Genomic DNA, 22723 nt, shown 5'->3' with positions numbered 1-22723 from the left:
CTAGGCGCTCCTTGATGTCATGGATGGTGGCCACGTTGCCGTCAAAGGCGTCGAAGGGGGAACTATAGTTGTCATAAGGTGCTCTCAAAGAGCTCCGCGACAGTGACGATTCCGTTGTGGACTAACCCGCCGATGATCTGGTTCATGAAGGCCAGCTGCACCGAGTTCAGGCGTGCGCCGTCCATCATGTCCGCAAACGCGGAACGCGCCGCGGATTCGTCCAACCCGATGATGGTGCGGACTAAGCGGGGAAGGCCCACGCCGAGCTGTTCCTCCAGGGGCGGGGGAGACCGCGACTAAATTCCCCAGCTCATCGGCTAAATCCATGACCGCGGCCTTGCGCGTGTCACGGTCCATGCCATTAGTAAAAGCTATCTTCTATTAAATAGCCATATGTAATTTTCGGGGCGGCGCGACTTTTAGGGTTTAAGGCGCAAATGACGGTACGTCCAATTCTGCAGGTGGAATTCATACTCATTCCTTCTTTCAAAATTGCTGGTTGTATACGGTTGGCGCTCCTTCTTTGAGTCCAAAACATGGACGTGCGCATTCCCTCGAGCGTGAATTTTCAAAAAACCCCTTGCCTGGTTCACCTTTCTTCGGTATCCATTTCCCAGGAAGTTGTTTTTCTGAGGCTTGAGTGTCGTGAAAAACAACTCTGAAACAACTTTGCCAACAACTGTGTCTAGTTTAGAGCTCCCCTTTGTTGTGAAAAAGCAGGTCAGACAGGTTGTTGCTGGTTGTTTGCAGTTGTTTCGAGGTTGTTGTGGGTTGTTTGTCGTTGTCTAAGGTTTTCGCCTACGGGGCGATCCAGCGGGTGTTTGGGCCGCGCTGTGGTCCGGCGGGGTCGATGATGGCGCGGCCGAGAGTGCGCAGGTGGCGCAGGATATTGGTGACTTCAGTTCGGCTGAGTCCAGTGTCTTCAGCAAGTTCGGAAGAACGTAAAGACTCACCGGACTTCAGGCGTTCCTCTATCCACTCCTGGACGCTGACAGTAGATAGATCCCCCGGGGATTCCTTGCCCATTGCCTTACGCGCGAAGTCGCTCAGCACCCATTCTTTGGCATCCCTTACCTTTGTCAACAGGTCCTTTTCCTCGAGGACCGCCACGAGTTCCTCCATTTCGATGTCGGAAGTTTGAGTCTTTTTCTTTATCTGGTCGGCGGTGATAAGCGGAGCTTCCCACAAGTGCTTCAGTGTGAGGAGGGTATTAAGGTTGCCGATGAGTTGGGATCCCTTGACGTCCGCCAGGCGCTGTAGGCATCGAACGAAATCGACATCTGGCTTTCCTGCGGACATGATGACCTCCACATCAGTGTCGGTGGCATCAACCTGTGGAATCTCACGACCAGTGGACAACATCGCGGCCCACATGCGGTCAAAACCGCGAGAAGACTCCTCCGCGAGGCCAAGCATGCGCATGCTTGCCATCAGACGCGGATTGCGAGGAATGGACTGGGTAGTGAGGAGACGATGGGGTTCCACGCCCACGGGCAGCGGCCCGGGTGAGAATATCTTCAGGGTCCGGGGTGATTGCTCAATGACGATGGGGCGGGAGAGCTGCCAATCGCGGTGAATAACCGCATTGGTGACGGCTTCATCCACGGCCTGCGACGGGAAGCGAGGAATGGCGAATTCTTGACCGTTATCCAGCTGGACGCGTTCGACCTCTTGGTCGCCGCGCTCAGCGATGAGGCGGCGGACTTGGGGGAGTGCCTGGATAAGCGGTGCAGAAATCTCAGTAACTTGCGGGTCGGCGCCCACCATCGGGCGCCACAGGTGGCGGATTATCACCTGGGGAACCTCTGGTGGGAGCAGGAGAATTTCGCCGGCACGCTTGAGCCGGCCAGCCTCGTCGATAAGTCCCAACTCGCGGAGGAGGCCCGTGGTCGTCTCGGGTGCGTGTACGCTTTCGCCCGAGCGGCTGCGCTTTACCTGGAGGAGTCGTCGCGCTTCGTTGAGTGACGCAAGATCGATGTCTTGTGTGGCCTTCTGGGACAGGGAGTTGGAAAAATCGGGGTTGGCGCGGACACGTGAAATAGCGCGACGTAGCTCTTCAGGAACGGGGGTGCAATCTGTTCCCACGCGGCGGGAAGCCTGCCCCTTCTTGCGTCGATAGAAGGACAGGGCTTCCGGGATGCGAACAAGAACAAGGCGGCAGCCGCGGTAGTCGAATTCGGTCGCTTCAACCCGCAGATTGGGCTCTGTTCCGTGGAAAACTTTCTTCTCGATCCTTCCCGGATCCATTGCCGTTCCCGAAAAACCTGCGGGACCGGGTGTTTTATCGGCGACACCGAGGACAATGTGCCCAGAACCGGTGTCGCCGTTAGCAAAGCACACGGACTCGTCGATAAGTTTTTCAATGATGTCGCCGTCCGGATTCCCGCTGCGGCGAGCGCCCACCTGGCGGGCGGCGGGGTCCTCTTTGAATTCGAGGACCTCTGATTCCACCGCGTCGGCCTTCGCCCCGGCCCAGATTGCATCCAGGGCATCGCGGACGTGGGCGGGGAGAAAATCAAGCTCGGGAACTGTTGAGTCCATGTTCTTATTGTACATTTCCCCAGGAAGTTGTTTTTCTGAGGCTTGAGTGTCGCGAAAAACAACTCTTAAACAACTTTGCCAACAACTGTGTCTGGTTTAGCGCTCCCATCGGTTGGAAAAGGGCAGTTCAAAAGGGTTGTTGCTGGTTTTTGTAGTTGTTTCGAGGTTGTTGTGAGTTGTTCGCGGTAGTTGTAGGCAGCGGCATGCGGCCTGGAGGGGGCTGAACCAGGGCTAATCCAGCTCTTGGTTCAGCTCCTGGCGGACGTTAGTGATGATCGCGCCGAGGAAGCCCTCGCACCCATCGGTGATGATGGGGAATGTGGAGTCATCTTCGATGACACCCAGCGTGAACAGCAGATCGCGGGTGATGGCGTGCGTGTAGTCGTATTCCGGATTGAACTCCCACTCACCGCGCAATAGGTGGACTAGTTCGAAGGAGAGCTGAGGAATGCCCTCCGGTTCGGCGTAGGCATAAGGGATGTTGTTCATGATGACCTGCGTTGCCCAGAGCGGATCGCTCATGGCCTTGCGGCCATATTTGGTGAGCTTGATCTGCGTCGTTGTGGTCTTGAGCCAATCCAGGTCCGTGAGGAATCCGCGCAGGTTCAGCAGCGGCTGGTGGTAGTCCTCGCGCTTGACCTCATCAAAGTCATTGGGGCTATTCAGTCCCTCCTTAAGGCGCGCGACAGCCGCCTGCTTGAGGTAGCCGGCCCCGGTCAGGCGTGGATATTCCTCGATGACCTCGAGGTATTCGCGTATACGCTGGCCTACGTGGTGAGCGGTGGCGTCGTCAAGCGCCGGCAGCTCATAGTCGGGGCGCAGCTCCGGGTAGGCCTCGTGGATATCCGCGCGCCATTGCTCCAGGATCTCCAGGGATGGCACCGGGATGTCCTCGAAGGGTGTGGAGCGGAAAGGATCGAGGGGGAGATCCCCAGGCAGCGCGGGCTTGGTGCCGCCCTCCAGGTTGGCGGCCTCCGTGCCCATGGTGGCCAGGCGCTGCGCCACGGCCGGCGGGAAGAACGTGGTGAGGCGTTGGTGTATTTGGTCCAGTGTGTAGTTGGGGAAGAGCTCGAAAATGCGCTCCATACTCTCCGTGGGCACGGCCATGTAGGCCATAGTCGCTTGGACATCGAGGACCACCTTGAACATCGCTTCGGCGCTGCCCAGCTCGCTCATCAGATCGGGGCCCTCACCGGCGATGAGGGCCGGAAGGCCCATGACGACGCGCGAGCTATCGGCCACGCTGATGCTGATATTCCATGCGCCGTCTGAGGGGTGGTAGTGCGCTACTTCCCGGAAAGTCTCGAAAAAGTCCTGGTCGATGATGCTGAGGACGTCGATTGGCGTGCCTTCCTCACCCACGAGGATTCCCGGATGAGAGGGCTCGAGGCCGAGTGCGGCGTGGACGATGATCATCATCTCGCCCACGGTGAGTTCCGTAGGGGCGGCGACGAAGCGGGACGTGGTGAAGAAGGGATTCTCCACGTCGATGCGAACGTTCCTAGCGAGGTTCATAGTGCCCGACAGTATTAGAAAACCGTGCTAATCGCGCGCTAAAGCTTCGCCCACGCGCTTACCGGAGTGGATGCAACCGCCCAGGAAGGTGCCTTCCAGCGCATTCTTGCCGTGCATGCCGCCGCCACCGAAACCGGAGGCCTCACCGCAGGCATAGAGGCCGGGGAGTACCGTGCCATCGGGATTGAGGCACTGGCCGTCCAGGTTGGTCTCCAATCCACCCAGCGTCTTGCGGGTCAGGAACTTCAGGCGCACTGCGATGAGCGGGCCCTTGGATTCATCGAGGATGCGGTGCGGGGGAGCCACGCGAATGAGCTTGTCGCCGAGGAAGCCGCGGGCCACGCGCAGGTAGTTGACTTGGGCGTCCTTGCTGAAGGGATTATCTAGTTGAGAATCGCGGTCTTCCAGGACTTTTCGAAGCTGGGCTACCTCAATGGTGGGGGAGCCCTCCGGCGAAATCTGGTTCATTCCGGCGACAAGATCCTCTAGGTTGTCTTCTACGACCCAGTCGATACCGTTGTCCATGAAGGCCTTGACGGCCACGTGCGTGCCGGGGCCTAGCTTGCCGGCGAGTTTCTTGAATTCCTTATCCGTCAGATCCGGATTCTGCTCCGAGCCGGAGAAGATGAATTCCTTGTCCACGATGGCCTTGTTGAGCACGAACCAGGAATAGCCGTGCCCGGTCTGGCCAATGTGGGCGAGCGCGGCCAGATTATCGGTGCCGGGGAAGAGGTTGGTGGGCAGGTGGTTGCCTTCGGCGTCGAGCCACAGTGCTGATGGGCCGGGGATGATACGAATGCCGTGGCCGGGCCAGATGGAGTTCCAGTTGGTCATGCCCTCGGTATAGGCCCACATGCGGTCGGTGTTGACTACTGAGGCACCGGCCTGCTGGGCGATGTCGATGCCGCGGCCGTCGACATGCGCGGGAACACCCGTGACCAGTTCCTTCGGGCATTCTCCCCAACGCTCAGTGGGCCACATCTTGCGTACCTTCTCCAGATTGCCGCCGATGCCGCCGGTGGCGATGACGACGGCGGAGCCGCGCAGCTCGAAGTGCTTGACCACGTCCCTCGAGCTCGCCTCACCGCGCGGCTGGCTGGTGGGGGAGAGGACGCTGCCGCGCACGCCGACGACGCGCGGGCTGCCAGCGTCGTCGTTCTCAACGACGAGCTCGTCCACGCGGTGGCGGAAATGGAACTCTACCTGGCTTTTTTCTTCTGCTTTAAGGAGTGGTTCGCGGAAGACGCGCACGACCTCTGGGCCCGTGCCCCAGGTGAGGTGGAAGCGCGGCACGGAGTTGCCGTGGCCGGAGGCATCCCCGGAGCCGCGCTCGGCCCAGCCGATGGTGGGGAGGACGTTGAGGCCCAAGGACTTGAGGTAGCCGCGCTTTTCATTGGCGGCGAAGCGCACGTATTCGCGGCCCCATTTCTCGCCCCAGTAGTCGTGCCGGTCATCCTCGGTCACCGGGTCATAGTCTGCGGAGTTGGCCCAGTCCCGCCAGGCCAACTCTTCGGAGTCCTTGACGCGCATCATGGATTGCTCGGGGGAGTCGACATAGAACAGCCCGCCGAGTGACCAGAAGGCCTGGCCACCGAGGTTATTGCGGTTTTCCTGTTCCAGGAAGATGACGTGCTTGCCGCCTTTGAGGGCCTCGTATCCGGCAACCATGCCGGCGAGGCCGCTGCCGACGATGATGACGGAGCCAGTGACCGAGTTAGTTTCTTTCATGACAGTAATGATAAAAGAAACTCGCCCCGATTGTGTGACTTGGCTCGCAATTCAGTGGCGCAACCTAGCCGCGGGCTCCCGCATGATTTCAGCTTTCATCGCTTAGCTTCCTCCCGGACCCCATCATCTCGGACAAGAGCTAGGCGTTGAGGGGTAGTGGTGGTTTTGGGGCCCTGGCCATGGGGTTTAGGCAGGGATAAAGATCTAGAAATAAAAACTCAAAACGGTACCTATAGGTCGGCAGGTAGGCTAAGATTCTGGCTAATACTCGTCGTACGCGGCCCGTATAAACAATTCTTACGGTCTTGCCGTGCGCGATATTTGCTCAAGAAGAAAGTTCTCTCATGACCACATCAACCCCGCACAAGACTCGCTCAACGCGCGATACCTTCAATACGCGCTTTGTCTTCCTCATGGCCGCCATCGGCTCCGCCGTTGGCCTGGGTAACATCTGGCGCTTCCCGTATGTTGCCTATGAGAACGGTGGCGGTGCCTTCCTCATCCCGTACATGGTTGCCCTGCTCACTGCCGGTATTCCCATCCTGTGGTTCGACCTGGCTATTGGTCACCGCTTCCGCGGTTCCGCGCCGCTGGCCTTCCGACGCATCAGCAGCCGCTGGGAGGGAATCGGCTGGTTCAAGGTCGGCGTGAACTTCTTCATCGCCATCTACTACGCCGCCATCATTGCCTGGGCGGCGCTCTACACCATCAAGTCTGTGACCCAGGCATGGGGCGATGATCCCGCGGAGTACTTCATGGGTGACTTCCTCCAAGCAGAGCCGGAGGCGACCTACTCAGGGCACATCGTCCCGTCCATCCTTGGCGTCATGATCCTCGTGTGGATCGTCTGCATCGCCACGTTGGCCACGAGCATCAATGAAGGCATCGGCAAACTGACGTCCATCTTCCTGCCTGTCCTGGCCGTCATGTTCATCATCTTGGTCATCCGTGCCTTCTTCCTCGACGGCGCCGCCGAGGGCCTCAACGCCTTCTTTACCCCGGACTGGTCCGTGCTGAGCAACCCGTCGGTGTGGATTGCCGCCTACGGACAAATCTTCTTCTCCCTGTCCATTGGCTTCGGCATCATGATTACCTACGCCTCTTATCTCAAGCCGCGCACCAACCTCACCAACACCGGCCTGGTTACGGCCTTTGCTAACTCTTCCTTCGAGGTGCTGGGCGGTATCGGCGTCTTCGCCACCCTGGGCTACATGGCCGCCCAACAGGGCGTGGCGGTGGATGAGGTGGCATCTTCCGGCATCGGCCTGGCCTTCATCGCTTTCCCGACGATCATCAACCTCATGCCGCTCGGCGGACTGTTCGGCGTCCTCTTCTTCGGCTCTCTCTTCCTGGCCGGCGTGACCTCTCTGATTTCCATCATGGAAGTCGTCGTCTCCGCCGTGGCAGATAAGTTCAACATTTCCCGCCGCGTTTCCGCCATCACCGTGGGCGGCACCATGGCTGTGGTGTCGTGTGTTCTCTTCTCCACGTCCTCGGGCTTGGTCACGCTGGACATCATGGATAAGTTCACCAACAACCTGGGTATCGTCTTCGGCTCCATCTGCGCCCTGGTGGTCGTCGGCTGGGTCACCGGCCGCCGCCGTGAGATTCAGCAGCACCTCAATGCGGTATCGCAGTTCAAGGTCGGTGGCTTCTGGCAGTTCCTGACCTTCATCGCCACCCCGCTGCTGCTGGTCTACTTCCTAGTCAACGAAATTCTCACCATCGCCCGCGAGGGCTATGAGGGCTACTCCTCCACCCAGATTGGCCTCTTTGGCTGGGCGGTGTTGGGAATCATCCTGCTTGCCAGCTTCCTCATGCCGCTGGTGGCCTTCCGCGGGAACAAGTACCTGGATGGCATGGAGACCTCGGACTACGGCGTCCCCGTAGGTGGGCGTCCAGCCGGCACCCCGAACCCGCTTGCCACGGGTACTACAGCCGCACCGAACACTGACGACAAGTAACGAGTATTAGGAAAGGTCAACGACAATGACTACAAGCGCAATCCTGCTCTTCATCCTCTTCGTCGTCGTCATCTGGGGCGGACTGGTGCTCTCCTCCATCTGGCTGGCCCGCAGCGACGATGACACCACGGGCGAGCTGGGCAACGCGCCCGGCACTGACGACGAATCCCTCTCCCACCGCGTGCACTAAACAGCGGGACGCGGTGCGCTCTGTGCCCGCTTAAATCTCAACCACCGTGCGCCCGTGGCGCGAGCCGGCGCGCAGCTCGGTGGCCGCGGTGGCGACGTCGGAAAGCGGCACCGTTGCCGTGATCGAGTTCAGCATGTTGAGGTCGAGGTGTTCGTCGAGAAGCTGCCAGGCAGCCTCGCGCACCGCGCGGGGCGCGTCGACCGAATTGCCGCCGGCCAGGACGATGCCGCGCAAAATGAACGGCAGCACCGAAGCGGGAAGATCCGGACCGGCTGCCATACCGGTGGCCGCGACCACACCACCCCAGCGCACCTGTGCCAACACGTTGGCCAGGACGGTGGAACCGGCGGTGTCAATGGCGCCGTCGTACAGCGCCTTCTGCAGCGGGCGGCCGGTCTCCGACAACGCCGCGCGATCCAGAACGTGATCCGCGCCGAGTGCGGTGAGATATTCAGACTGGGAATCCACGCGGCCGGTCACGGCGGTGACCTCGTAGCCAGCGGACTTGAGCAGCTGGACCGCGACGGAGCCCACGCCGCCAGTGGCGCCGGTGACCAAGATATGGCCCTGCGTGGTGCCGTGCGCGCGCAGCTGGTTCACGCAGATAGCGGCGGTGTAGCCGGCCGTGCCGATCGCGGCGGCATCGTGCGCGCTGAAGCGCTGGGGCACGGGGATGGTGGCCTCTGCATTGACGCGTTGGCGTGTGGTGTAGCCGCCGTGGCGGAATTCGCCCAAGCCATCGCCACAGGCGACCACAAGTTGGCCAGGGCTCAAGCGAGAATCGGAAGTCTCCGCCACGGTGCCCACCACGTCGATGCCGGGGACGAGGGGATCGATGCGCATGACACCCTTATCTCCCTCCAAGGCCATGGCGTCCTTGTAATTAAGGGAAGAAAACTGCACATCTACGACCGTGTCACCTTCCCCGAGCAGGGGCTGCTCTTGGAAGGAATGGGTTACTCCGGAATCCGCGCGGGTGACAATGAGTGTGCTCATGGGCACTATCGTACAGAGGATATGAAGCAGCGTTTTCTGGCTTTTGCTTCAGCCGGCTTCCAGAGAACATCGTTAGGGTGAAGCGCATGACTGGGATAAAAGCTCAACACCCGCGCAATAGGCTGCGGCCCGCGCCGGATCCGTATCGGCACCTGCGGCGTGATTCCTTCCTGGTCACGGCCCTGTCCTTGGTCGTCGTGATGTTGGCGACGGTGGGCAAGCCCTTCATGGATATCCCTGGCGTGGTTGATGGATCCGCGCATGCGGTGCGTCAGGTAAATACACAGCTCTTTGGCGGTTTTGAGAACGCCTCCGTGTGGTACGGTGCGTGGACAGATCTGATAGGAAACATCGCTCTCTTCATGCCTCTGGGGGCGGCGCTCTACGTAGTTGGACGCAACCTGTCGGGTATTAAATGGGGCCTGGGCGGGGCGATGCTCATCGGCCTCATGGTCAGCCTGTGCATAGAAAGCGCCCAATACATCTTTGCCCTGGGCTTTAGCGATGTCGATGACCTTCTCTACAACGCCGTGGGTTCGGTCCTCGGCGCCGTACTCATGGCGCGCTTGGGGCGCGAAGAGCAGACAAAGATCCTGCGCCGCCTGGGATTCCTCCTTGCGCTGGCAGCGGTGGTGCTCCTCGCTTTGGTGGTGCTGTAGTACTTAGCTGGGCGTACGCACGAGCTTGGCGACGTCCCCCGCCACCCGCCGCGCATAGGGTGAGACACCAGTAATCGTGGCCGAGCCCGGGCCCGTCCACGAGCCATAGCCCACGGGGAAGAAACCTTCCACCGTGGGCTTTCCTTCTGCCAGCAGCCCGGGGAAGGGGCGCAAGGCCGGCCGGAAGCCGGTGGCCCAGATGAGATCGCTAAAGCCTGCGCGGCCTAGCTCATCGAGCGAGGAGAACATGCTGGTGGCGCTCAGAATCCCACTATCGCGGGCCTTGAGCACGGGCGGGACCATGACGATATCCCCTAGTTCTGTTTCGGGTCCCGGGTCCGGCTCGCCCCGAAGCTTGGCCAGCATGCGCTGACGGTTGCGGCTAAAGAGCACGCGCCCGTCCACGTCATCCGGCATCCAGCGCGGCGGGTGCGCGGTAAACCACGTGGTGTCCACTCCGGCGAGGGCGAGCTCGGCGGCGATCTGCGCGCCGGAATTACCAGCACCGACAACGGCTACAGGATTGTTGTGGCCGCGCTCTACGAAAGGACCGCACCCCGGGTAGCTCGCCGTGTGCCATTGGCGCCCCTGAAATTCACCGGGGTAGAAGGGGATAAAGGGCGCGGACCATGTGCCCGTCGCGGCCACGACGGTGCGGGCACGGAACTCACCGTGGGTGGTGAGGAGGCGGAAGCGGGAGGCGTCGTCAAGCACGCGCTCCACCGCCACCCCGTGCCGGACCGGCAGGTCATAGCGCTGCTCATAGCGGGTGAGGTAGTCCACCACGTGGGACGCCGGCGGGAAACCCGGGTAGGTGGGCATGGGCCAGCCGGGCAGGGTGGAGGACTGGGCATCGCTAAAAAGAGTGAGTGAATCCCACACGTGCTGCCAAGCTCCGCCGGGGGAGGGGTTGGCGTCGAGGATGAGGAAGTCGAGCTTCTGGCGGCGCAGGTAGTAGCCGGTGGCCAGGCCGGATTGGCCGCCACCCACCACGATGCAATCGTAGGTATGCATCTATTGGATGAGCTTTCGCTCGCGGGCGGCGGAGACGGCTGCGGTGCGGGTTTCCACGCCGAGCTTCTGATAGACGTGGATGAGGTGGGTTTTGACCGTGGCCTCGGAGATGAAGAGCCGCTGGGCAATCTGCTTGTTGGAGGCCCCCGTGGACAACGCTTGCAGGATCTCCAGCTCGCGGGGAGACAGCGCGGTTTCCGGCTGCGCCAAGCGCTCCGCCAGGAGGTTCGTGACTTCAGGCGCCAAGGTCCGCTTGCCCGCGGCGGTGTCGAGCACCGCGGTGTGCAGCGTTTCTTCGGGGGCGTCCTTGAGCAGGTAGCCCAACGCGCCCGCCTCCACGGCGGCCAGAATATCCGCCTGCGTGTCATAGGTGGTCAGGATGAGCACCGGTGGCCCATCGAGCTCGCGAACGCGCCGGGTGGCGGCAATACCATCGACGTCCGGCATTTGGATATCGCAGACGACGACATCGATATGGGGGCCATCAGCATCCGCTAGCTTGTCGACGGCCGAGCCATCGGAGCCTTCCAACACCACCTCAATATCGGGGAAGGCGTTAAGAATCGCGCGCAGCCCGGCGCGGACCACGGGGTGATCATCGATGAGCATCACGTTGACCATTGCTGCTGCCTCCTGTTGGGATTCGCACCGCGAGCGCGGTGCCGGCGGGTGAAGATTCTACCTGGACGCTGCCACCGACGCTGCGAACACGCTGCTCCAGGCCGGTTAACCCGAAGCCGCGCGGGCCCTCGATGCCACGGCCGTCATCGACCACATCGAGGATGATTCCATCCTCGAAAGAGCCCAGAGTGACCACGGCCTTGTCGGCATCGGCGTGTTTCATGACATTGGTCAGCCCTTCCCGCGCGGCGCGCAAGATAACGTGGAAAAACTCGGCGGGGACGTCCGCACTGCCAGTGAGCTTGAGCCCGAAGCGGGTGCGCAGCCCCAGGCCCTTGGCTTGGGCTTGGAGCTCATCCACGAGGGAGCGCAGTTCCGCGTCGATGGAGGAGGCAGGGGCCGCGAGCTCCTTGACGAAGCGCCGGGCCTCAGCAAGGTTGTCCTGGGCCACCTTCTCAATGAGCGCGAGCTGCTCGGTCACGTCCTGTTGCGCGGAGGTGTTCTTGGCGGCGCGGCTGAGCAGGACGATGGAGGACAGCCCCTGCGCCACGGTGTCGTGGATTTCGCGGGAGAGCCGCTCCCGCTCCTCGAGGCGCCCGGCTTGGTGCTCGCTGGCGGCTAGTTCTTCCTGTGTCTCACGCAGCTGCTTGGCGACGGCCTCGTGGTGCGCCGCCTCCGCCTGCACTCGGCGGGCAGCGTGGTAGACGGCCACGGCGAAACAGGTGCCGATGAACGGGCCGATGGCCGCGGCCGCGGTCCAGAATTGCGGATGGATCCATGCGGGGACGAAGGCCGCGACGGCCCACAACACCACGCTGGCGACGATTCCCGGCCAGAAGGGAAGGGCATGGATAAAGACGAAGACCAGCGGAAACTCAAGCCACATGAAGTCTTGGGCGTGCACCATGAGCCCGATCCACAACAGACACAGGGCGGCGAGCCATAGCGTGGTGGGGACGGGGCGGGCGATAGTGCGGGAACCGAAGATGGCAAATCCCGTGTAGACCACTGCGAGTGCGATGGAGAGGCCGAGGGCGCGGGCGTCGAGACGGTCATCGGCCCACGCGCGGAGCACTCCGAAGACGAGGAGAAAGCCGAACATGGCGTGCAGTCCCACGGTCCACAGTTTGTTGCTCATCATCACGGCAATCCACCTTATCCTCTGGCTGGAGGAGGGCGAATCAACCAACTGGTTGAGTGGAGGTTCAACTGGCTACCCGATTACTTTCGGCGCCCGCACACGCAGGATAAATAGTATGTTCCTGGCATTGAGAGAGATAGTCACAGCCCGCGGTCGGTTCTTCCTGATCGGCGGCGTCGTGGCTCTGATTACGTTGTTGCTCGTTATGTTGTCCGGCCTGACCCAAGGCCTGTCCAAGCAAAACACCTCCGCGCTTGAGGCACTCGGGGAGCAGAATCCTTATGTGACCTTCTCGACGGAAGATCCCTCCTTCACCGAGTCGGAGATCTTCGCCGAGGACGTTCCCGCTTCTGGTATTCCGCTGGGCACCTCCCAAACCAAGCTGGAGGGCCACGGCGGCGTGGCGGTTATCGGTTTGCCCGCCGGCACCCAGATTCCTGGCTCCAGCACCGTGATTCCGGAGGAAGGCATGGTCTTGAGCCAATCCATCGATGAAGACATGAACGCGCCCTCCCGGGGCACCCTCGGCGGAGTGGACCTGGACGTGAACGCAGTGGTCGAGGATGAGTATTACTCTCACTCCCCGGTGGTGTGGGTCTCTACCGAAACCTGGCAGAAGGTCTCCCATTCCCCCGAAGACATGGTGGGTGTGGCCGTGCTGTCCCAGGAGCCGACCGACACTTCCGTGTCCATGAGCAAGGCCCTGTCCGGTCTTCCGGCTTATAGCTCGGAGCGCGGTTCCCTGCTGACCATGCAGGCCTTCCTCTATGGTATTTCCGCGCTGGTCACCATCGCTTTCCTGAGCATCTGGACCATCCAGCGCACTCGTGACCTGTCCATCCTGCGTGCCCTTGGGGCCAGCGTGAAGTACCTGCTCAAGGATGCTATTGCGCAGGCAGCCATCATCTTGGCGATTGGCGTTGGGACAGGCGCGCTCGTCGGCTGGCTGCTGGGCCTTGCCGCCCAGGGCACTGTGCCCTTCGAGGTCTCCGCTATGACCGTTATCGTCCCCGCATTGGGAATCTGGCTGCTCGGCATCGCCGGTGCCTTCCTGGCCACCCGCCGCGTTTCCAAGATCAATCCGCTCGACGCCCTAGGAGGCAACGCCTAATGACTACCACTGCTACTCCCGCCCTGTCCCTTCGCGACATCGTGGTGACCTACCCCGACGGCGACTCCCGCGTCACGGCATTGGATAATGTCAGCCTCGACGTCAAGCCGGGCGAGCTCACCGCCGTCATCGGCGAATCCGGCTCCGGCAAGTCCACCTTGCTCTCCGTAGCCGCCGGTCTCATCGAGCCGGACTCAGGATCCGTCGAGATGCACGGCACCCGCGGGCTCATCTTCCAGCAGGCCAACCTGCTAGCTGCCCTGACGGCGCGCGAGCAGCTGCTCATTATTGATCACATGGAAGGCCGCAAGCCGCGCCAGGATCGTGCCGATGAGCTGCTCAGCTTCGTGGGTTTGGAGGGCTTTGGCAACCGCCGCATGAACCAGCTCTCCGGTGGTCAGCGCCAGCGCGTCAACATTGCGCGTGCGCTCATGGGCCAGCCTTCCGTGCTGCTTGCGGATGAGCCGACCTCAGCTTTGGACTCCAAGCTCTCCCGCGAGATTGCTAAGCTGCTACGTGGTGTCACCGATGACTTCGATACTGCAACTCTGTTCATCACGCACGATCGCAGCCTGCTCGACTATGCCGACAACGTGGTCGAGGTCAAAGACGGCAAGCTCTCCGAATACTCCGGGCTAGCAGCATAGAAACACTCTCATCTCTCACGTGTTCATACAAAGGGGTAAATTAATACCCCGTTATGATTCGACCCCGCAAGCCCCGAGTAAGCCCAACTGACTACCCGCGCATGCAGCAGTGGACCGCGCTACATGCGCTCATGTTGAGCATCACCGTGGTGGCCTGCGGGGTCTTTATCGTCGCTGCCCGCAGAATCAAGGGAACCTCCCGCGAGACCTTCATCCGCCGGATGGTGGGCTGGGCCTTGCTGGTGGCGGGCACTGCGTGGACGGTCATCTCCCTGGACCCGAAGCAATTCGATATCCGCGAGTCTTTGCCTTTGCACCTGTGCGATGTGCTGCGCCCCATTTTGGCGCTGGGCCTTATCACCGGCAACGAGCACGCCCTGATCTTGACCTACTTCTGGGGCATCATCCTCAACCCGCAGGCCATTATCACCCCGGACGTCATCTACTACTTCTCCCCGCGTTGGCTGCGGTTTGGTACCTATTGGTTCTTCCACATCGTGGCCCTTGCTGTTCCGCTAGCGCTGACCTTTGGTTTGGGCTACCGGCCGACGTGGAAGGGCTATCGCTTCGCCGTGAAGGTCACCCCTGTATGGATGGCCACCGCCATGGCGGTCAATGCGAAGACCGACGGCAATTATGGCTTCCTTAACCACGCGCCGGGAAGCCCCTCTATCATCAACCTGCTGGGACCCTGGCCCGGCTACATCGCGGCAGAGACTCTCGCCGTCGCAGCAGCATGGGCCGGGATGACGTGGCCCTGGGAAAACACTTCGCTGCGCCGCGGCACGGTGGCGGTGGGGCCACGCGGGCTCATGCGCAAGTCCGTCGGTACCGCGTCCGGGATCCTGCGCCGCGCCACGGTACGTTTTCGTAAATAGTGGTCCGAGAATCGCGAAATTCGAAGGCTTCGTTGCGAAAACGTACCCACACAGTGGTGGCTAGGTACGGATCGATCAAATAAGGTCCCAGATCTTCGAATTTCTGGGGTGCTATTTGATCGAAACGTACCTTGCTGCGTAGCTAGCGCCGGGCCACGGAGCTAGCGCTTCGCGTTGAGGAGCCGCGCGATGGCTTGCGGGATGGCCGCAGCGATCTGGGACGCAGAACAGGGCGCGAAGCCCTCGGGGGTCTCGGCCGCGATGGCCGACGCATGCGCGTGGATGGCGCCGGCGTGGAGGACCTCGGTGATGGTTTGGGCGGCGGTAGCGGCCGCGGTTTCGGTGGAGGATTCGGCGAAGAGCTGGGCCATGACCGCGCCCAGAATGCCGGAGAGCACGTCCCCGGAGCCCGGGGTCGCGGCAAAAGAGTGACCGGCGTTGAAGGAATAGAGCGGCTGGCCCGGAGCGGTAACGCGAGTTAGGCGGCCCTTGAGCAGGATGATGCTGTCCAGCTCTTCGGCTAGCTCGTGGAGGGCGCGGCTCCAGCCGGTAGCCGCATCGGGCGCAGAGCCGAAGGCGGCCTCGTAGAGGCGGCTGAACTCGCCTTCATGCGGGGTGAGGATGGTCATCGGGTGCTCGGTGACTTTCTGGCGCAGGGAGGTATTGCGTGCCAGAAGGGTAAGGGCGTCGGCATCGATAACGGTAGGAAGCCCTTGCGCCAGGACCTTGCGCAGTTCGGTGGCGGCCGCTGCATCGGTTCCACGGCCGGGGCCCACGACCCAGGCCTGGGCCTGACCGGATGAGGCCACATTGGGATGGCAGACCAGCTCGGGCAGCAAAGAGGTGATTGAGTTATCGCCGATGAAGCGCACCATCGAGGGCGTGGCGCGCACCGCTGCGGTGGCACAGAGGATCCCCGCACCCGGGTAGGTATCGCTTCCGGCGGCCAGGGCAACGACGCCGCCGGAATACTTATCCGAGCGCGCGGCTGGCGTGGGATCAACGATGGGTCCGGTGCAGCCAACCGGCCAGGGGCGGGAAGCGCGCCCGCCAGGAAGATCGAGTTCGCCCGGCTGCCACGCAAAGGGCGTCGGAACGGTGGGCTCGTGGGCGATGAATGCCGCTGGTTCGTCCAGTTCAGCGAGGGTCTCGGCAAAGGAAGGCGCGTCGGGCAGGAAGAGATCGGAGACCACCACCTGCCCGCATTCGGGGGCGAGCGGGTGGCCGAGGCGCGGCGAGCCGAAGGTGACGGTGACATCGGCGTGGACGGCATCCGCGGCGCAGACTCCCGTGTCGGCATCGACGCCGGTGGGCATGTCGACGGCCAAGACTGCAGCCCCGGCAGACGTGGCGTGGCGGTAGAGCGAGAGCGCGGTGCCGCTCAAGCCCCGGGCGGAGCCGAGGCCGGCGATGGCGTCAATAACCAGCGCGCTGCCTGACGGCAGCGCGTCGGCAGAAAGGACCGCGCCACCGGCGGAACGGAACGCAGCGAGAGCCTCCTCGTGACAGCGCTCTGGAACCAGGGCATGGACCGTAACCCCGCGCGAGGCCAGCTCCGCCCCGGCAAAGAGCCCGTCTCCGCCGTTGCCGCCGGAACCGGCAAGAACGAGCACCGCGCCGGGGCGTGCCTCCAGCATCACCGACGCGGTTTCTGCCACCGCGGCTGCCGCCAGTTTCATGAGCTGATCCTCATGAGACTGCTGTCCCAGCAGTCGTTTCTCAGCGGCACGAACAGTAGCAACGGTATAAGCAGGGCGCATACCCCACACCCTAGCGCGCGGGTTGGCAGGTGGGGCACCAAAAGAGGTTACGGCCCTGCATGACCTGCTCCCGGATCTCGGTGCCGCACACGTGGCAGGGTTGCCCGGCGCGGCGGTAGACATAGACCTCGCCGCCGTGGTCATCCTTGCGCGGCTCGCGGCCCATGGCCTCCGGCGTATGGGCGGGGCGGACCGTATCGATGCGGCCGTGCTCGACGCCGTAGTCCATGAGATCGACCAGGTCAGACCAGATGGCATCGAACTCCGCTCGGTCGAGCTGGTTGCCGGGGATGAAGGGGGAAAGCTCTTGTCGGAAAAGAGCTTCTGCGCGGTAGATGTTGCCCACCCCGGCGAATAGGGCCTGGTCCATGAGCATCGCGCCGATGCTGCGCCGCGAGGCATGCACGCGGGCCCATAGGGCATCCGGGTCGGCATCCTCCCGGAGAGGATCCTGACCCACCTTCGCCACCTTGGCCTGGTATTCCTCCTCTGTGATGAGCGTGCAGAACTGCGGGCCGCGCAGGTTGGCGGCTGTTGTGCCGTTATCAATGCGCAGCCGGATCTGGCCCCACACATCAGCGGAAGGCTCAAAGCGCAGGGAACCGATGAGGCCCAAATGGATGTAAATCACGTGGCGCGGGCTGTCCGCATCGAAGTGGAGGAAGAGGTGCTTGCCAAAGGCTTCGGCGAGGGAGAGGGAAGAGGCGTCGACAAGCGCGGCCTCCGCAGCAAACCTGCCCTGGGGGCTGCTCACAGCCAGCGGCGCGCCGCGAAAGTCCGCATTGAGTGTCCGAGCAAGGCGGTGAATAACGTGTCCCTCAGGCATGTCAGGAAGTCTACGCGGGGGTTGTGCTGCTGTAGACTTTCCGGGTACTACCCGTTGAACGGAAGGGCCTAAATACTATGGGGCGCGCAATCGGTTTTGACCGTGAAAAATACATTGAACTGCAGTCGGAGCACATCAACGCTCGGCGCAAAGAAATTGGCGGGAAGCTTTATCTCGAAATGGGCGGGAAGCTTTTCGATGACATGCATGCCTCCCGCGTTCTGCCCGGTTTCACCCCGGATAACAAGATTGCGATGCTCGAGCGCATCAAGGATGACGTAGAAATCCTCGTCTGCATTAATGCCAAGGACATTGAGCGCCAAAAGATGCGCGGTGACTTAGGGATCCTCTATGAAGATGATGTGCTGCGGCTTGTCGACGTCTTCCGGGACCGCGGTTTCTTGGTCAATAACATTGTCATGACCCAGCTCGAGGACGGCAATAGCCAGGCCGAGGCTTTCATCGAGCGCCTCGAGCGCCTGGGGCTCACTGTGGCGCGCCACCGTGTCATCCCGGGTTACCCCGCCAACATCGACCTCATTGTCTCCGAGGATGGCCTGGGCAAGAACGACTATGTTCAGACCACCCGTGACCTCGTGGTGGTTACCGCGCCGGGGCCGGGCTCCGGCAAGCTGGCTACCGCGCTCTCACAGGTCTACCACGAGAATTTGCGCGGCGTACCAGCAGGCTATGCCAAGTTTGAGACCTTCCCCATCTGGAACCTGCCGCTCGATCACCCGGTGAACCTGGCCTATGAGGCCGCCACCGTGGACCTCAACGACGCCAACGTCATCGACCACTTCCACCTTTCCGCGCATGGCGAATCGACGGTGAACTACAACCGCGACGTCGAGGCCTTCCCGCTGCTGAAGTCTCTGCTGGAGCGCCTGACCGGCACCGTGCCCTACCAGTCCCCGACGGACATGGGTGTGAACATGGTGGGCTTCTGCATCACCGACGATGAGGTCTGCCGCGAGGCCTCCCAGCAGGAGATCATTCGCCGCTACTTCAAGACTTTGGTGGAAGAAGCCCGCAACGGTCTTGATTCCACGCAATCCGAGCGCGCCGCCGTAGTCATGGCGAAGGCCGGCATTAAGTCCACCGACCGTCCGGTTGTGCTCCCGGCACGTCAGAAGGCGGAGGAGACGCAAGGCCCGGCAGCCGCGCTGCAGCTTCACGACGCCACCATCATCACCGGCCGCACCTCCCCGTTGCTGGGTTGCTCAGCAGCCGCGCTGCTCAATGCGCTCAAGCACCTCGCTGGCATCGATGATGACCTGCATTTGTTGTCCCCGGAATCCATCGAGCCGATCCAGACGTTGAAGACCAAGCACTTGGGCTCGCAGAACCCGCGCCTGCACACCGACGAGGTGCTCATTGCGCTCTCTGTCTCCGCGGCTAAGGATGAGAACGCCCGCCGCGCGCTCGACGCACTGAAGGAACTCGAGGGCTGCGATGTCCACACCACCACCATCTTGGGTTCGGTGGATGAGGGCATCTTCCGCAACCTGGGCGTCCTGGTGACCTCCGATCCGGTCTTTGCCCGCAAGAGCGCGCTGTACCAGAAGCGCTAAGACTCCACCGAAAGATTGGGGATCTTGCCACTAGCAGGCCTAGACTTGCGGGCGTGACTATTGGCAAGATTCTCCTCTACTACTGCTTTACTCCCATCGAGGACCCCACCGCGATCATGCTGTGGCAGCGTAACCTCTGCGAGAAGCTCGGGCTGACAGGCCGCATCCTTATCTCGGAGCACGGAATCAACGGCACCGTGGGCGGTGACATGGATGCGTGTAAGCGCTACGTGCGCGAGACCCGCGAGTACCCAGGCTTCAAGAAGATGGAGTTCAAGTGGTCCGAGGGCAGCGCGGAGGACTTTCCGCGCCTGTCGGTCAAGGTCCGCGATGAAATCGTGGCCTTCGGCGCGCCGGGAGAGCTCAAGGTGGATGAGAACGGCGTCATCGGCGGCGGTCTCCACCTCAAGCCCGAAGAGGTCAACAAGCTGGTAGAAGAACGCGGCGAGGAGGTCGTCTTCTTCGACGGGCGCAATGCCATGGAGGCCGAAATCGGCAAATTCAAGAATGCCGTGGTGCCGGACGTGCGCACGACTCACGACTTCATCGCCGAACTCGAGTCCGGCAAGTATGACTGGATGAAGGATAAGCCCGTGGTCTCCTATTGCACGGGCGGCATCCGCTGCGAAATCCTCTCCGCGCTGATGAAGAACCGGGGCTTTAACGAGGTCTATCAGATTGACGGCGGCATTGTCCGCTACGGCGAAAAGTACGGCAACGATGGCCTGTGGGAAGGCTCGATGTATGTCTTTGACAAGCGCATGCACCACGAGTTTGGCCAGGGCCTAGAGGATCCAGGCTTTATTCAGCTCGGCCACTGCGTGCATTGTGGGAAGGGGACGAATACCTTCCACAATTGCATTAATGAGGACACCTGCCGCAAGCAGGTGCTCATCTGTGATGATTGCATCCAGCACGTAGAGACACAGCACTGTGGGCGCCCAGATTGCGCCGAGGTGGCTGCGTCCCAGGCACAGGCCTAGTTTTCGAGAACCGGGGCCAGCAGGATCTGGATATCGTTGATGCACCAGATCATGAAGTTGCCGGCCATGACCCAGAAGATGGCCATCCAGCCGCGCCAGCGCACGTAAGCCTTGAGTTTGCGCACCATAATGACTGCGCAGCCGATCATGCCAATGAAGGGGATGATCAGCGTCGTCGTGGCGAACACGGCGCGCTGGGTCCTCGTGCAGAGCCAAGCGGCGTATTCGGCTTGCAGGCAGTTGGTTGTGGTTCCAGCGACCTTGAAGATGCCCGCGAGGAGAAGCGCATAGAGCGCCGAACCGACGAGGATGAAAATCATAAACCACAGCGCTTGGCGCGAGGAACGGCGATTAGCCTCGGCGACGGTGAGGGGATCGGGTTCGTCGGCAAGCTCGTCAAAGCTGCGAGGCTCAGGGCGAGGCAGGTTGGTATAGTCCGCGTCGGACGTGAGATCGTTTTCGGGGTGCTCTGCTGCCATGGTTTGTCAGTCTAACGTGCTTCTTTATCGTAGGTGCTGGGGCAGACCAGTACTGGAACGCCCAGGTGGGGAAGCAGCTCGGTGGCGGTGCTGCCGATGAAGACGCGTTCGATGGGCCCCATGGGAGAGGAACCCAAGCAGAGCAGATCGCCCTTCTTCCACTTCAGTGAATCCACCGCGCCGGACCAACCATGGCCGCTGCCGATGGCCGTCGTGACCGAAAGCTCGGGGTAGGCATCCGCGATGAAATCGTGCGCCCGGTCCAACAGTGAGAGTGAGTGCTCGCGCCAATTGGGGGCATCGGAGGGAAAGGTCGGAGAGTATTCGAGGGGGACGTCGACAAGCCCCTTGGGGGAAAACGCCAGGATACGCAGGGGGATTCCGCCGCGCTGTGCAATGCATGCGGCATGCAGGAGGGCGGGGTCGTCGGCACTGCCCAAGTCGGTGAAGGCGAAATTGATGCGGGTGACGCCGTGCTTGGACAGCTTGATACCACGCGGGATGAGACCGACAGGGAGGGGCGAATAGTGCAGAAGCGCGTCAGCAGTAGAACCAGAGAAGAAACGGCCCTTCGGCGCGGATTGATTGGCCCCAAGGAGGATGACGCTCGCTTTGAAATCCTCAGCCGCCTGCTCCAAGAGCTGTGGGCGAGAAGGCCCTGCCAAGAGAACGGAGACGTTTTTATCGAGCTGGTCCTTATCCACCCCGGCTGCGTGCAAGGCCTGCTTGACGGCGCGTTCGCAGGTGGCGTGCTCCTTCTTGAACCACTTCTTGTAGGAACCGCTGAGCTTGCTGAGCGACGTCACGGTGAGGGGCTGCGAAATCGTTGAAACCACGCGAATCCGAACGGAGGTGGAACGCGCGAGCCACGCTGCAAACTCGATGGCCTCCGTGCCGGTGGAGCTAGGGCTCCACGACACGAGGACGCGGAGCGGAGGGAGCTGGTCGTCCGGGGAGCATGGCCCTTCCGCAGGGTGTGAAGAATTCTTAGCCATTCAATAAAAAGTTCGGGGTCGTTTTCTTCATTATCGACCCTTCATGCCGGAAAATAAAATCCGCTCTACCGGCACTTTTTGGTCTATTTCCCTTCCATGATTGGACGGTAGACATCAGCAAGCTTGGAGATGAGATTGACCAAAGTGTCTGCGTCCTTGATGTCCTCTGGGTCGAGCCAGCGCAGGATCTCAGCCAAAGCCGCCGCGCGTTGGCGGGAGACAATGGTCAGCTCCGATTCCCCAAGCTGGGTAAGGGCGACAAGTACGCCGCGGCGGTCTTTTTCATCGCGGTGCCGTTCCACGAATCCGTGGCGCTCCAATTGGTATAGCGCATTGGAGGCGGTAGGCATGCGGATGAGTTCTGCTTGCGCGATGGTGCTCACACGGGAGGGACCACGCATGCGCAGCTGGTTCATGATGGAGACCTGCGACGTTGTCAGGGACGTGCCCTCCGTGGTGCGCTGGAAGATGAGCATGAGCTTGTTGAGCGCCGGCTGGATCTGGCGGGCGACTTCCAGGGCATCCTCGTAGGGGACCGGGGATTCGATAGTTTCTTCACTCATGGAAAATAAGTGTAGCTAGAGATCGTGCGCTTCGGTAGTTAGTTATTTGAAAAATTAGGTTTTCTATCACGAAGTGCTTAGGAGCGCTCTAGATTGTTGGAGTCGCCGGCACTACACTGTCCGGCGTGAATTCTCCGTCTAAGCAGAGTCGGCAAAATCAAAGCCAACCGTGGCCTACCGTAATGAGGTCTCCTATGAATGGGAGCGCGCGCAACATCTGCGTGAACTTCGTGCGGGGAAGCTCGGGCGCGAAGAGGTCTGTGATGCCGATTTTCTCCTTCGTGCTGCGGCGAAGCATCACGGCGTCGACATGCACAAGCCGTGCCCGGTCTGCGGTGAGGACATGCGGCTGACTCGGTGGGTGTACGGAGATGCCTTGAAACGCCGAGCAGGCAGCGCGCGCAGCGAAGCAGAAATCGCAGAGATAGCCGCTGAGGGCATCGAATTCACCGTGCATTTCGTGGAAGTGTGTCCGGCGTGCCGCTGGAACCATCTGCTTCGAGCCGCCACGGTCTATGCTTTAGGGTAGTTTTGGCTT

Annotated in this window: 22 protein-coding genes; 9 read left to right on the top strand and 13 right to left on the bottom strand. The window is 61.5% G+C overall.

Going from position 1 to position 22723, the window contains the following annotated elements; genetic code table 11:
* Nucleotides 1-71 precede the first annotated feature (71 nt).
* The 4 genes from CAURIM_RS12380 to CAURIM_RS12365 form a co-directional block, all read right to left on the bottom strand.
* On the bottom strand, nucleotides 72-260 hold the full coding sequence (locus CAURIM_RS12380; RefSeq protein WP_236659365.1) for a type I restriction-modification enzyme R subunit C-terminal domain-containing protein: 189 nt from the start codon (nucleotides 258-260) through the stop codon (nucleotides 72-74).
* Between the two features lie 538 nt (nucleotides 261-798).
* Nucleotides 799-2541: an RNA/DNA-binding domain-containing protein gene (locus CAURIM_RS12375; protein WP_236659366.1), complete on the bottom strand. Its 1743-nt coding sequence runs from the start codon at nucleotides 2539-2541 to the stop codon at nucleotides 799-801.
* 231 nt (nucleotides 2542-2772) lie between these two features.
* Nucleotides 2773-4056: a hypothetical protein gene (locus CAURIM_RS12370; RefSeq protein WP_201828950.1), complete on the bottom strand. Its 1284-nt coding sequence runs from the start codon at nucleotides 4054-4056 to the stop codon at nucleotides 2773-2775.
* 27 nt (nucleotides 4057-4083) lie between these two features.
* Nucleotides 4084-5784: an FAD-binding dehydrogenase gene (locus tag CAURIM_RS12365; protein ID WP_201828951.1), complete on the bottom strand. Its 1701-nt coding sequence runs from the start codon at nucleotides 5782-5784 to the stop codon at nucleotides 4084-4086.
* 344 nt (nucleotides 5785-6128) lie between these two features.
* Between CAURIM_RS12365 and CAURIM_RS12360 the strand changes: the two genes are divergently transcribed.
* Complete coding sequence (locus CAURIM_RS12360; RefSeq protein ID WP_201828952.1) at nucleotides 6129-7748, top strand: sodium-dependent transporter; 1620 nt, start codon at nucleotides 6129-6131, stop codon at nucleotides 7746-7748.
* 25 nt (nucleotides 7749-7773) lie between these two features.
* A complete protein-coding gene (gene metS, locus CAURIM_RS12355) occupies nucleotides 7774-7938 on the top strand; it encodes a methionine/alanine import NSS transporter subunit MetS (RefSeq protein WP_070525148.1) in 165 nt (54 codons plus the stop codon).
* A 30-nt stretch (nucleotides 7939-7968) separates the two neighbouring features.
* Here the strand turns inward: metS and CAURIM_RS12350 are convergent, their stop codons facing one another.
* Entirely contained in the window at nucleotides 7969-8934 is a 966-nt protein-coding gene (locus CAURIM_RS12350) for an MDR family oxidoreductase (protein ID WP_201828953.1), read from the bottom strand.
* Between the two features lie 86 nt (nucleotides 8935-9020).
* Between CAURIM_RS12350 and CAURIM_RS12345 the strand changes: the two genes are divergently transcribed.
* Nucleotides 9021-9593 (top strand): VanZ family protein, encoded by a 573-nt coding sequence (locus CAURIM_RS12345; protein WP_201828954.1) that lies wholly within the window; start codon nucleotides 9021-9023, stop codon nucleotides 9591-9593.
* Between the two features lie 3 nt (nucleotides 9594-9596).
* On the opposite strand, the gene CAURIM_RS12340 is transcribed toward CAURIM_RS12345, so the two are convergent.
* The 3 genes from CAURIM_RS12340 to CAURIM_RS12330 are packed head-to-tail and all read right to left on the bottom strand — an operon-like array spanning nucleotide 9597 to nucleotide 12369.
* Complete coding sequence (locus tag CAURIM_RS12340) at nucleotides 9597-10607, bottom strand: NAD(P)-binding domain-containing protein (protein ID WP_201828955.1); 1011 nt, start codon at nucleotides 10605-10607, stop codon at nucleotides 9597-9599.
* Nucleotides 10608-11228 carry a response regulator gene (locus CAURIM_RS12335; RefSeq protein WP_201828956.1) on the bottom strand — a complete coding sequence of 207 codons (621 nt, stop codon included), beginning with the start codon at nucleotides 11226-11228 and terminating at the stop codon, nucleotides 10608-10610.
* Nucleotides 11203-12369, bottom strand: coding sequence for a histidine kinase (locus CAURIM_RS12330; RefSeq protein ID WP_201828957.1), 1167 nt, complete (start codon nucleotides 12367-12369; stop codon nucleotides 11203-11205). Before CAURIM_RS12330 ends, CAURIM_RS12335 begins: the two co-directional genes overlap by 26 nt.
* Nucleotides 12370-12484: 115 nt before the next feature.
* Between CAURIM_RS12330 and CAURIM_RS12325 the strand changes: the two genes are divergently transcribed.
* The 3 genes from CAURIM_RS12325 to CAURIM_RS12315 are packed head-to-tail and all read left to right on the top strand — an operon-like array spanning nucleotide 12485 to nucleotide 15005.
* On the top strand, nucleotides 12485-13480 hold the full coding sequence (locus CAURIM_RS12325; protein WP_201828958.1) for an ABC transporter permease: 996 nt from the start codon (nucleotides 12485-12487) through the stop codon (nucleotides 13478-13480).
* Nucleotides 13480-14127 carry an ABC transporter ATP-binding protein gene (locus CAURIM_RS12320; RefSeq protein ID WP_201828959.1) on the top strand — a complete coding sequence of 216 codons (648 nt, stop codon included), beginning with the start codon at nucleotides 13480-13482 and terminating at the stop codon, nucleotides 14125-14127. Before CAURIM_RS12325 ends, CAURIM_RS12320 begins: the two co-directional genes overlap by 1 nt.
* A gap of 53 nt (nucleotides 14128-14180) precedes the next feature.
* The gene (locus CAURIM_RS12315) at nucleotides 14181-15005 is read left to right on the top strand and encodes a YwaF family protein (RefSeq protein ID WP_201828960.1); all 825 of its coding nucleotides are present in this window, start codon (nucleotides 14181-14183) and stop codon (nucleotides 15003-15005) included.
* A 161-nt stretch (nucleotides 15006-15166) separates the two neighbouring features.
* Here the strand turns inward: CAURIM_RS12315 and CAURIM_RS12310 are convergent, their stop codons facing one another.
* Nucleotides 15167-16765 carry a bifunctional ADP-dependent NAD(P)H-hydrate dehydratase/NAD(P)H-hydrate epimerase gene (locus tag CAURIM_RS12310; RefSeq protein WP_201828961.1) on the bottom strand — a complete coding sequence of 533 codons (1599 nt, stop codon included), beginning with the start codon at nucleotides 16763-16765 and terminating at the stop codon, nucleotides 15167-15169.
* 10 nt (nucleotides 16766-16775) lie between these two features.
* Nucleotides 16776-17591, bottom strand: a complete 816-nt coding sequence (locus CAURIM_RS12305) for an Fpg/Nei family DNA glycosylase (RefSeq protein WP_201828962.1) — start codon at nucleotides 17589-17591, stop codon at nucleotides 16776-16778.
* Between the two features lie 77 nt (nucleotides 17592-17668).
* On the opposite strand from CAURIM_RS12305, the gene CAURIM_RS12300 reads away from it, so the two are divergent.
* Nucleotides 17669-19165 carry a DUF1846 domain-containing protein gene (locus tag CAURIM_RS12300; protein ID WP_201828963.1) on the top strand — a complete coding sequence of 499 codons (1497 nt, stop codon included), beginning with the start codon at nucleotides 17669-17671 and terminating at the stop codon, nucleotides 19163-19165.
* A 53-nt stretch (nucleotides 19166-19218) separates the two neighbouring features.
* A complete protein-coding gene (trhO, locus tag CAURIM_RS12295; protein ID WP_201828964.1) occupies nucleotides 19219-20148 on the top strand; it encodes an oxygen-dependent tRNA uridine(34) hydroxylase TrhO in 930 nt (309 codons plus the stop codon).
* On the opposite strand, the gene CAURIM_RS12290 is transcribed toward trhO, so the two are convergent.
* From CAURIM_RS12290 to CAURIM_RS12280, 3 genes are all read right to left on the bottom strand, one after another.
* Complete coding sequence (locus tag CAURIM_RS12290; protein ID WP_070525645.1) at nucleotides 20145-20627, bottom strand: hypothetical protein; 483 nt, start codon at nucleotides 20625-20627, stop codon at nucleotides 20145-20147. The two genes, trhO and CAURIM_RS12290, sit on opposite strands and share 4 nt — an antisense overlap.
* An 11-nt stretch (nucleotides 20628-20638) precedes the next feature.
* Nucleotides 20639-21622, bottom strand: a complete 984-nt coding sequence (locus CAURIM_RS12285; protein ID WP_070525643.1) for a universal stress protein — start codon at nucleotides 21620-21622, stop codon at nucleotides 20639-20641.
* Between the two features lie 83 nt (nucleotides 21623-21705).
* A complete protein-coding gene (locus tag CAURIM_RS12280) occupies nucleotides 21706-22185 on the bottom strand; it encodes a MarR family winged helix-turn-helix transcriptional regulator (RefSeq protein ID WP_201828965.1) in 480 nt (159 codons plus the stop codon).
* Between the two features lie 169 nt (nucleotides 22186-22354).
* On the opposite strand from CAURIM_RS12280, the gene CAURIM_RS12275 reads away from it, so the two are divergent.
* On the top strand, nucleotides 22355-22714 hold the full coding sequence (locus tag CAURIM_RS12275; protein WP_070525641.1) for a DUF5318 family protein: 360 nt from the start codon (nucleotides 22355-22357) through the stop codon (nucleotides 22712-22714).
* The last annotated feature ends 9 nt before the right edge of the window (nucleotides 22715-22723 follow it).

Origin of the sequence: Corynebacterium aurimucosum, assembly GCF_030408555.1 — a bacterium.
Taxonomy (GTDB): Bacteria; Actinomycetota; Actinomycetes; order Mycobacteriales; family Mycobacteriaceae; genus Corynebacterium; species Corynebacterium aurimucosum.
This window is presented reverse-complemented; position numbering and strand designations above follow the sequence as displayed.